8 protein-coding genes and 1 pseudogene are annotated in these 9050 nt (G+C 63.4%); 6 read left to right on the top strand and 3 right to left on the bottom strand.

The annotated features are described in order from the left end of the window. The first annotated feature begins 88 nt into the window (after positions 1-88). The 5 genes and pseudogenes from MRBLPB4O_RS13950 to MRBLPB4O_RS13930 all read left to right on the top strand — a co-directional run bounded on the left by MRBLPB4O_RS13950 (position 89) and on the right by MRBLPB4O_RS13930 (position 5780). Complete coding sequence (locus MRBLPB4O_RS13950) at positions 89-397, top strand: DUF485 domain-containing protein (protein ID WP_016499671.1); 309 nt, start codon at positions 89-91, stop codon at positions 395-397. Then, a pseudogene (locus MRBLPB4O_RS13945) lies at positions 394-1956 on the top strand (cation acetate symporter); the annotation flags it as partial. The gene MRBLPB4O_RS13950 and the pseudogene MRBLPB4O_RS13945, both read left to right, overlap by 4 nt. Positions 1957-1995: 39 nt before the next feature. Continuing rightward, a complete protein-coding gene (locus MRBLPB4O_RS13940) occupies positions 1996-3228 on the top strand; it encodes an OprD family porin (protein WP_341795558.1) in 1233 nt (410 codons plus the stop codon). Between the two features lie 37 nt (positions 3229-3265). Next, a complete protein-coding gene (paaZ, locus tag MRBLPB4O_RS13935; protein ID WP_341795557.1) occupies positions 3266-5320 on the top strand; it encodes a phenylacetic acid degradation bifunctional protein PaaZ in 2055 nt (684 codons plus the stop codon). A 160-nt stretch (positions 5321-5480) separates the two neighbouring features. Next, positions 5481-5780: a hypothetical protein gene (locus MRBLPB4O_RS13930; RefSeq protein WP_341795556.1), complete on the top strand. Its 300-nt coding sequence runs from the start codon at positions 5481-5483 to the stop codon at positions 5778-5780. A gap of 32 nt (positions 5781-5812) precedes the next feature. On the opposite strand, the gene MRBLPB4O_RS13925 is transcribed toward MRBLPB4O_RS13930, so the two are convergent. Beyond that, positions 5813-7435, bottom strand: coding sequence for a hybrid sensor histidine kinase/response regulator (locus tag MRBLPB4O_RS13925; protein WP_341795555.1), 1623 nt, complete (start codon positions 7433-7435; stop codon positions 5813-5815). A 116-nt stretch (positions 7436-7551) separates the two neighbouring features. On the opposite strand from MRBLPB4O_RS13925, the gene MRBLPB4O_RS13920 reads away from it, so the two are divergent. Next, on the top strand, positions 7552-8166 hold the full coding sequence (locus MRBLPB4O_RS13920; RefSeq protein WP_341795554.1) for a response regulator transcription factor: 615 nt from the start codon (positions 7552-7554) through the stop codon (positions 8164-8166). 38 nt (positions 8167-8204) lie between these two features. Here MRBLPB4O_RS13920 and MRBLPB4O_RS13915 read toward each other — a convergent pair whose 3' ends face one another. Together MRBLPB4O_RS13915 and MRBLPB4O_RS13910 are read right to left on the bottom strand one after the other, a co-directional pair. Continuing rightward, entirely contained in the window at positions 8205-8474 is a 270-nt protein-coding gene (locus MRBLPB4O_RS13915; RefSeq protein WP_016499664.1) for a DUF6555 family protein, read from the bottom strand. Between the two features lie 176 nt (positions 8475-8650). After that, positions 8651-8863 carry a general stress protein gene (locus MRBLPB4O_RS13910; RefSeq protein WP_341795553.1) on the bottom strand — a complete coding sequence of 71 codons (213 nt, stop codon included), beginning with the start codon at positions 8861-8863 and terminating at the stop codon, positions 8651-8653. Positions 8864-9050 lie beyond the last annotated feature (187 nt).

The raw sequence follows: 9050 nt of genomic DNA, 5'->3' as shown, positions 1-9050 counted from the left end.
CTTCGCGGGCATGCCCGCGAAGAGGCCCTTTGCCGCAACACCCGCGTGACCTCAACAAAACAATTACAAAACCAAGAGATCGCTTGCCATGACACCCGAACGCATAGAAAGCATCGCCAACCATCCCGATTTCCAACACCTGGTGCGGCGTAAGCGCCGCCTCAACGGCAGCCTGACCCTGGCCATGCTGGTGATCTACTACGGCTTCGTCCTGTTGGTGGCGTTCTCTCCCAGCACGCTTGGCCAATCCCTTAGCGGCGGTGTGACCACCGTCGGCATGCTGGTGGGGGTGCTAATGGTGCTGCTGTCCTTCGCCCTGACCGGCATCTACGTACACCGCGCCAACAATGTGCTCGACCCGCTCAACGAAAAGGTCAAGCAGGAGTGTGCACAATGAACTGGACCGCCATCTCGATGTTCATGGTGTTCGTCTGCTTCACCCTGCTGGTCACCCGCTGGGCGGCCTTGCGCACCCGCTCGGCCAGCGACTTCTATACCGCCGGTGGGGGCCTGACCGGCATGCAGAACGGCCTGGCGATTGCCGGCGACATGATCAGCGCCGCCTCCTTCCTGGGCATTTCCGCGATGATGTTCATGAACGGCTATGACGGCCTGTTGTATGCCCTGGGCGTGCTGGCCGGCTGGCCGATCATTCTGTTCCTGATTGCCGAACGCCTGCGCAACCTGGGCAAGTACACCTTTGCCGACGTAGTCAGTTATCGCCTGGCACAAACCCCGGTGCGCCTGACTTCGGCGTTCGGCACCCTGGTCGTGGCGCTGATGTACCTGGTGGCGCAGATGGTCGGCGCCGGCAAGCTGATCGAGCTGCTGTTCGGCATCAGCTACCTGTACGCCGTGATGCTGGTCGGTGTACTGATGGTTGCCTATGTCACCTTCGGCGGCATGCTCGCCACCACTTGGGTGCAGATCATCAAGGCGGTGATGCTGCTGTCGGGCACCAGCTTCATGGCCTTCATGGTGCTCAAGCACTTTGGCTTCAGCACCGAGGCCATGTTCGCCAGCGCCGTGGCCGTGCATGCCAAGGGCCAGGCCATCATGGCCCCGGGCGGCCTGCTGTCCAACCCGGTGGATGCCATTTCCCTCGGCTTGGGCATGATGTTCGGCACCGCCGGCCTGCCGCATATCCTGATGCGCTTCTTCACCGTCAGTGATGCCAAGGAAGCACGCAAGAGCGTGTTCTACGCCACTGGTTTCATCGGTTACTTCTACCTGCTGCTGATCGTCATCGGCTTTGGTGCCATCGTGATGGTCGGCACCGAGCCGTCCTACCGCGACGCCACCGGTGCAATCATTGGCGGCGGCAACATGATCGCCGTGCACCTGGCCCAGGCTGTCGGTGGCAACCTGTTCCTTGGCTTCATCTCCGCTGTGGCCTTTGCCACCATCCTGGCCGTGGTCGCCGGCCTGGCGCTGTCCGGCGCATCGGCGGTCTCCCACGACCTGTATGCCTGCGTGATCCGCCAAGGCAAGGCCACCGAGCAGGAGGAAATGCGCGTATCGCGTATTGCCACCCTGCTGATCGGCCTGCTGGCGGTGCTGCTCGGCCTGATGTTCGAGTCGCAGAACATCGCCTTCCTCTCCGGCCTGGTGCTGGCGGTGGCTGCCTCGGTCAACTTCCCGGTACTGCTCCTTTCGATGTTCTGGAAGGGCCTGACCACTCGCGGCGCGGTGTGCGGCAGCATGGCCGGCCTGGCGTCGGCGGTGCTGCTGGTAGTACTGGGCCCGGCAGTGTGGGTCAACGTGCTGCATCACGAGAAAGCGCTGTTCCCGTACAGCAACCCGGCGTTGTTCTCCATGAGCCTGGCATTCCTCAGTGCGTGGGTGTTCTCGGTTACCGACAGCTCCGAACGTGCCAGTGAAGAGCGAGGCCGCTACCTGGCCCAGTTCATCCGCTCCATGACCGGTATCGGCGCTGCCGGCGCCAGCAAGCACTGACCTCAAGGACGAACAACCATGTCGGGTAAAACAACAACAATGAACCGCACTCATTTCATGTCAGCCGCCTGCCTGGCCACCCTTGCGTTGCCAGTGCCGGCGATGGCCGATTTCATCGGCGACAGCCACGCACGGCTGGAGCTGCGCAACCACTACATCAACCGCGACTTTCGCCAGAGCAACGCCCCGCAGGCCAAGGCAGAGGAATGGGGCCAGGGCTTTACTGCCAAGCTGGAGTCCGGCTTCACCGAGGGCCCGGTCGGCTTTGGCGTTGACGCCGTGGGCCAGCTGGGTATCAAGCTCGACTCCAGCCGCGACCGCCGCAATACCGGGCTGCTGCCCTTCGGCCCGAACAGCCACGAACCTGTTGATGATTACAGCGAACTGGGCCTGACCGGCAAAATCCGCGTGTCCAAAAGCACCCTGCGCCTGGGCACCTTGCAGCCAATCTTGCCGGTGGTGGTCTACAACGACACCCGCCTGCTCGCGTCCACCTTCCAGGGCGGCCTGCTGACCAGCCAGGATGTCGATGGCCTAACCTTCAACGCCGGCCGCCTGACCAAGGCCAACCTGCGCGACTCCTCGGGCCGCGACGACATCGGCTATGGCGCTGCCAGCAGTGACCACCTGGACTTTGGCGGTGGCAGCTACGCCATCACCCCGCAAACCAGCGTCAGCTACTACTACGCCAAGCTCGAGGACATCTACCGCCAGCAGTTCGTCGGCCTGATCGATACCCGTCCCTTGAGCGAAGGCGTGAGCCTGCGCAGCGACCTGCGCTACTTCGACAGCCGCAACGACGGCGCCGAGCTTGCCGGCAACATCGACAACCGTAACTTCAACGCCATGTTCACCCTCGGCGTGCGGGCGCACAAGTTCACCGCCACCTGGCAACAGATGTCGGGCGACAGTGCCTTCCCGTTCGTCAACGGCGGCGACCCGTTCACCGTCAACCTGGTGACCTACAACACCTTCACCCGCGCCGGGCTGGACTCCTGGCAAGTGCGCTATGACTACGACTTTGTCGCGATGGGCATCCCCGGGCTGAGCTTCATGACCCGCTACACCGACGGCCGCCACGCCGAAACCGCCACGGTCAGCAATGGCCGCGAGCGCGAGCGCGACACCGACATCACCTACGTCATCCAGAGCGGCCCGTTCAAGGACGTCAGCCTGCGCTGGCGCAACGTCACCTTCCGTTCCGGCAATGGCCTGACCAACGCCGTTGACGAAAACCGCCTGATCATCGGCTACACCCTGGCGCTGTGGTAACAGCGCCCCCTTACATTTGAACAGCATGGAGAACAGCATGTCTGCCGCCCCTACCCTGCAAAGCTTCATCGCCGGCCGCTGGCTCGGCCAGCACGGCGCCCAGGCCCTGCGCAGCGCCCTCGACGGCCACGTACTGGCCTACAGCCACGAAGAGCGCCCGGACTTCGCCGAAGCCGTCGACTTCGCGCGTGCTCGCGGCCTGGCCAGCCTGATGGCCATGGACTTCCAGCAACGCGCTGCACGCCTGAAAGCGCTGGCCCTGTACCTGGCCGAACGCAAGGAGCAGCTGTACACCCTGTCGCACCATAGCGGCGCCACCCGTGCCGACAGCTGGATCGACATCGAAGGCGGCAACGCCACGTTGTTCGCCTATGCCGGCATCGGCAGCCGCGAGCTGCCGTCGGGCAACCTGGTACACGAGGGCCCGGCCATCCCGCTGGGCAAGCAAGGTCACTTTGCCGGCAGCCACATCCTGGTGCCGCGCGCAGGGGTGGCGGTGCACATCAACGCCTTCAACTTCCCCATCTGGGGCATGCTGGAAAAGTTCGCCCCGACCTTCCTGGCGGGCATGCCGTGCATCGTCAAGCCGGCAACTTCCACCAGCTACCTGACCGAAGCCGTCGTCCGCCTGATGAACGCCTCCGGCCTGCTGCCAGAGGGCAGCCTGCAATTGGTGATCGGCAGCACCGGCGACCTGCTCGACCGCCTGCAAGGCCAGGACGTGGTGACCTTCACCGGTTCCGCCGATACCGCCGCCAAATTGCGCGTCACGCCGAACCTGATACGTAATTCGGTACCGTTCACCGCCGAAGCCGACTCGCTGAACTGCGCCATCCTCGGCCCGGACGTAACGCCAGACAGCGAAGAGTTCGACCTGTACATCAAGGAGGTGGTGCGTGAAATGACCACCAAGGCCGGGCAGAAGTGCACCGCCATCCGCCGCGCCATCGTGCCGGCCAAGCACATCGACGCCGTTGCCACGCGCTTGCGCGAGCGTTTGAGCAAGGTGGTAGTGGGTGACCCGTCGCTGGAAGGCGTACGCATGGGCGCCCTGGCCTCTCACGACCAGCAGCACGACGTGGCCGAGCGGGTGCGCAGCCTGCTAAAGAGTTGTGATCAGCTGTTCGGCGCCAGCGATGGCTTTGCTCCGCGTGGCGAGGGCGTGGCCGAGGGTGCATTCTTTGCCCCGACCCTGCTGCAGGCCCGCGATCCGCATGCCGAAGGCGGCGCCCACGATATCGAAGCGTTCGGCCCGGTCAGCACGCTGATGGCCTATGACGATCTCGACGAAGCTTTGGCGCTGGCCGCCCGAGGCAAAGGCAGCCTGGTGGCGACACTGGTCACCGCCGACCGCAGCATCGCTGCCAAGGCCATTCCGGTGGCGGCTGCCTGGCATGGCCGCCTGCTGGTACTCGACAGCGAAGCCGCCAAGGAATCCACCGGCCACGGCTCGCCTCTGCCGCAGCTCAAGCATGGCGGCCCGGGCAGGGCCGGTGGCGGTGAAGAGCTGGGTGGCTTGCGCGCGGTCAAGCACTACCTGCAACGCGCCGCCGTACAGGGCTCGCCAAGCATGCTTACGGCAGTCACCGGCGAATACGTACGCGGTGGTGAAGTGATCGAGACTGAAGTGCACCCGTTCCGCCGCTACTTCGAGCAACTGCGCATCGGTGAATCCCTGCTCACCCATCGCCGCACCGTCACCGAAGCGGACCTGGTCAACTTCGGCTGCCTGTCGGGTGACCACTTCTACATGCACTTCGACGAAATCGCCGCCAAGCAATCGCAGTTCGGTAAACGCATTGCTCACGGCTATTTCGTTCTGTCGGCAGCTGCCGGCCTGTTCGTCTCGCCTGGCGCCGGGCCAGTACTGGCCAACTATGGCCTGGACACCCTGCGTTTCATCAACCCGGTGGGCATCGGCGATACCATTCAGGCGCGCCTCACCTGCAAGCGCAAGATCGACCAGGGCAAGACCAGCCCGCTGGGCCAGCCGCAGGGTGTGGTGGCGTGGGATGTGGAGGTGACCAACCAGCTGGGTGAGCTGGTGGCCAGCTATGACATCCTGACCTTGGTGCTGAAACAGCCTGAGTGATTTGTTGACCTCGCGTGCCTCTTCGCGGGTAAATCGGACCGCGAAGAGGCACGCACAGGTTACATAAAGGCCAAGGGCCACCTCGTACATCTGCCCTAATCGCCCACCTCGCCCCTCGGCGTTATAGTCCAGCGATAACAACGCCAAGGAAGCTCGCATCATGCACGCCCTCAAGCTCGTCCTCAGTGCCGCCCTCCTGGCCGGCGTCGCCGGCTGCCAGACCATCAAACCCTCCGAAGACACGCTCAAGCAGCGCACCGAGTTCATTCTGAACACCAAGGTTTCGAACGTCGCCGACGTGCGCAGTGACAGCACCATCACCTACTACACCGCCACCACCGCCAAAGGCCGGTACGAGTGCCAGATGCCCAGCGGTGGCATCGTCGCGCTGGCCGGCATGGGCCTGTACGAGCCAACGCCGTCCTGCATGAAGGAAGGCCAGGCGGTCATCCTGCAATAACCCACGCACAGCCCCTGCGCCCTTGCGCCGGTCTAAAGCGCCGGCGCCGCAGGCTCCTCGCGCAATGCGCGCAGGGCCGCACGCAGTTCAGCTGGGCGTACCGGCTTGGAAAGCACGGCGATATTGCGCTCATGCACCGCTGCCTGAATCTTCTCCGGGTCATGCCCGGTCATGATCAACGCGGGTACGTCCCAGCCGCGCTGGGCCCGCAACTGGTCGATGCAGTCGAGCCCGGTTGCCTCCTGCCCCAAGTCATAATCGGCAACGATCACTTCACAATCGCTGCTCAAGCCAGCAGGCGAACTATGCGCCTCCACTTCGCACCCCCAGCGCTGCAGCAGCGCCGAGGTCGCCCGCAGCACATTGTGGTCGTCTTCCACCAGGCATACCCGCAAGCCGCCAAGCAGGCCGGCCGCTGCCGGCGAGCGCTCGCCCACAACCAGGGCTGGCTGAGCGCTGAGGCGCGGCAAGCCTTGCAGGCTGACCGCTGTGCCGTGGCCTGGCCGCGAACGCAGCTCTACTGTCAGGCCCATCAGATGCCCCAGCCGCCGCACAATCGACAAACCCAGGCCCACACCCTCGACATCGTTGTCGCGTACCTGGCGTACCCGGTAGAACTCTTCGAACACCAGCCGCTGATGCGCTTCGTCTATGCCTCGCCCCTGGTCATAAACGACGATGGCAAGGCCTTCGCCGCAGCGCCGTACCCCCAGCAGCAGCGGGCGATGCGCTGCATATTTGAAGCAGTTGGACAGTACGTTCTGCACCATGGTCGTCAACATGCCGCGGTCGGTGCACGTCCAGTACGCGCAGGGCCGCAAGCGTATCTCCACCCCCGCCCAGCGGGCGGGCTCGGTGTTCTGACGCACCAGCTCCGCCAGAAATCCGGCCAGGGCGAATGTCTCGCTGCGCGGTTGCACGCGCCCGTTGTCCAGGGTGTAAAGGTCGAGAATCGAGCGAAAAAGCTGCGATACATTGAGCAGCGAGCGGTCGATGCTGTCCACCAGTCGCCGCTCCTCTTCGCCCAGCTGCGCCTCGCGCAGGCATGCCGTGAACAGGCCGATAGAGTGAATTGGTTGGCGCAGGTCGTGGCTGGCCTGCGCCAAGAAGCGGGATTTCTCGCGGTTGGCCGCCGCAGCCTGTTCAGAGGCCTTGCGCGTGCGCTCCAGCAGCAGGTGCGCATACACCGGGATGACCGTGCTGGTGGTAAGCAACATCAACACCATGAACGGGTTGGCCTGCCAGTAAGGCGTGATCTGGTACACCACCAGCAACGCCGCCAGCGCCAGCACCGTGGCAATCGCCAGGTAGCGCGAGCCGAAGCGCATGCCGTTGCCCAGGTTCACCCACACCATCACCGCATAGATCGGCAACGCCGCCTCGCCACCTACCACCAGGCCGAAGCAGGTACCGGTGTAGTCATGCACCATGCCCAGTACCCGTCGCCAAGGGTAATTCCCGGGCCAACGGGCAATGGCCTGGCGCAAACCGATGGACACCAGCACAAAGGTGACGATGTAGTAGATGACCGGCAGATAAGGCGCAAGCGAGCTGCCCGGCAGAAAGCCCAGCACGGTCATGTAGACCAGCGCACAGCAGGCGACGATCACGCGCAGGTTGGCTTGATCGAGTTCGTTGTTCTTGTCCAGCTCCATGGCCAGCCTCCCTGTGCACGGGGTCGCATTGCTGCCATCCGTAGGCAGCACCCTTTCTCCGAGGCTGCTAAATTAGCATGGCCTTCTACACTTGCGGCTACAGGGAGTTGCCAAGCGTGACGTGTCGCATCATCGTGGCGGATGACCATCCGCTGTTCAGGGAAGCCCTGGCACGCACTGTAAAGCGCGTGGTTGCGGGTGCCTGCATAGAAGAGGCCGGCAACCTGGATGAAGTAATGGCCTTGGCTGATGGCGGGGAAGTACCTGATACCCTGATCCTCGACCTGCGTTTCCCCGGGCTGGTGGACATCCAGTGCCTTGCGCGTTTACGCCAACAGTTTCGACGCACCACGCTGATCATCGTGTCGATGGTCGACGACCCCGCTATCGTCGAGCAGGTGATGGCTACGGGAGTCGAGGGCTTCATCGGCAAAAGCATCGCCGCAGATGAGATAGGTGCGGCAATCCTCGCCATACGCAATGGCGAGGTGCTGGTCAGGTATGCGCCCTCAGGCTTGCTGCCCAACCTCGGTGGCGAATGTGCAGTGGGGCAACTTACCCACCGTCAGCAAGAAGTACTCCGGCTGATTGCCCAGGGCAAGACCAACAAGGAAATTGCCAAGGCCCTGAATATCTCCCCGTTTACCGTGCGCATACATGTCTCGTCGCTGCTCAAGCTGCTTGGGGTCAGCTCGCGTACGGCTGCTGCGGTGAAGTACACCGGCAGCTGACACCATAGGTCAGGGGCTGCCGGCGCTCAGATGGCGGGTTAGACCGTCGCCGCCGGGTCCCCCACCGACTGGTTCGGCTTGCTCCCCGAAATTCGCCAGCTCACCGCAGTAATCCCGTAGCGCTCGGCCATCGGCCGGCTGATCTTCCTGATCTTCTCACGCCCGAACTTGGGAATGATGCCGATACCCGCATCGCAACTTGCCCAATGCCAGGCCTCGGCATTGTCCAGGCGTTCCAGGCGAATGATGAAACTGCGCGGTTGGCCATGCAGTTGGTAATCGATGATGTAAAGCTGTGGGCTAGGCATCGCAGGGGGCCTCCTCTTCTCCATGGATGACTCCCTGATTGATCAGGCCATCGCCAGAAGATTCAAAATTTTGTCGAACAATTGGCACCAGCGGCCGTTACAGGTGCCAGAGCAGGCCTGTTCATGGGCGATTCCGGGTCGGCAAACCCGGAATCGCTGCGTGTCAGCAAGGGTGTTCACCGCTGACTGCGACCGCTGCCGTGGCTATTCTGGCCACCCTTGCGCCCAGCGTCCGAAGCACGCTGGCGGTCGTTGGCGAAGTTGCCGCCAGAAGCCTGCCCGCCCTTGTGACCCGCGCGCGAAGCCCGTTCCCGGTCGTTGGCAAAGTTGCCCGGGTTGGTTTCCTTGGTGCCGCCGCGCCGGCTTGTTCGCTCTTGGTCCTGCGCCATTTGGTTTCTCCTTGCGATGGATTGGCTGGTCGCATGAGCATGTGCCCTGCCTTTGTTCCGAGCGGCCGATTGCCGGGTCTGCTCAATGCTTTTGACTGCAGCTGACCAGTGGCACGAAAAGGACGCCGACAAAATGTTTGCGTGGGGTGCGCGATTAAAGGACAAATCCCTGTCTTGACCGTTCGTC

The organism is Pseudomonas sp. LPB4.O (assembly GCF_038383825.1).
GTDB lineage: Bacteria > Pseudomonadota > Gammaproteobacteria > Pseudomonadales > Pseudomonadaceae > Aquipseudomonas > Aquipseudomonas putida.
This window is presented reverse-complemented; position numbering and strand designations above follow the sequence as displayed.

Coding starts and splice junctions, on each gene's coding strand:
- MRBLPB4O_RS13930 (WP_341795556.1), top strand. CDS start 5,481: ATGCACGCCCTCAAGCTCGTCCTCAGTGCCGCCCTCCTGGCCGGCGTC.
- MRBLPB4O_RS13940 (WP_341795558.1), top strand. CDS start 1,996: ATGAACCGCACTCATTTCATGTCAGCCGCCTGCCTGGCCACCCTTGCG.
- MRBLPB4O_RS13910 (WP_341795553.1), bottom strand. CDS start 8,863: ATGGCGCAGGACCAAGAGCGAACAAGCCGGCGCGGCGGCACCAAGGAA.
- MRBLPB4O_RS13915 (WP_016499664.1), bottom strand. CDS start 8,474: ATGCCTAGCCCACAGCTTTACATCATCGATTACCAACTGCATGGCCAA.
- paaZ (WP_341795557.1), top strand. CDS start 3,266: ATGTCTGCCGCCCCTACCCTGCAAAGCTTCATCGCCGGCCGCTGGCTC.
- MRBLPB4O_RS13950 (WP_016499671.1), top strand. CDS start 89: ATGACACCCGAACGCATAGAAAGCATCGCCAACCATCCCGATTTCCAA.
- MRBLPB4O_RS13925 (WP_341795555.1), bottom strand. CDS start 7,435: ATGGAGCTGGACAAGAACAACGAACTCGATCAAGCCAACCTGCGCGTG.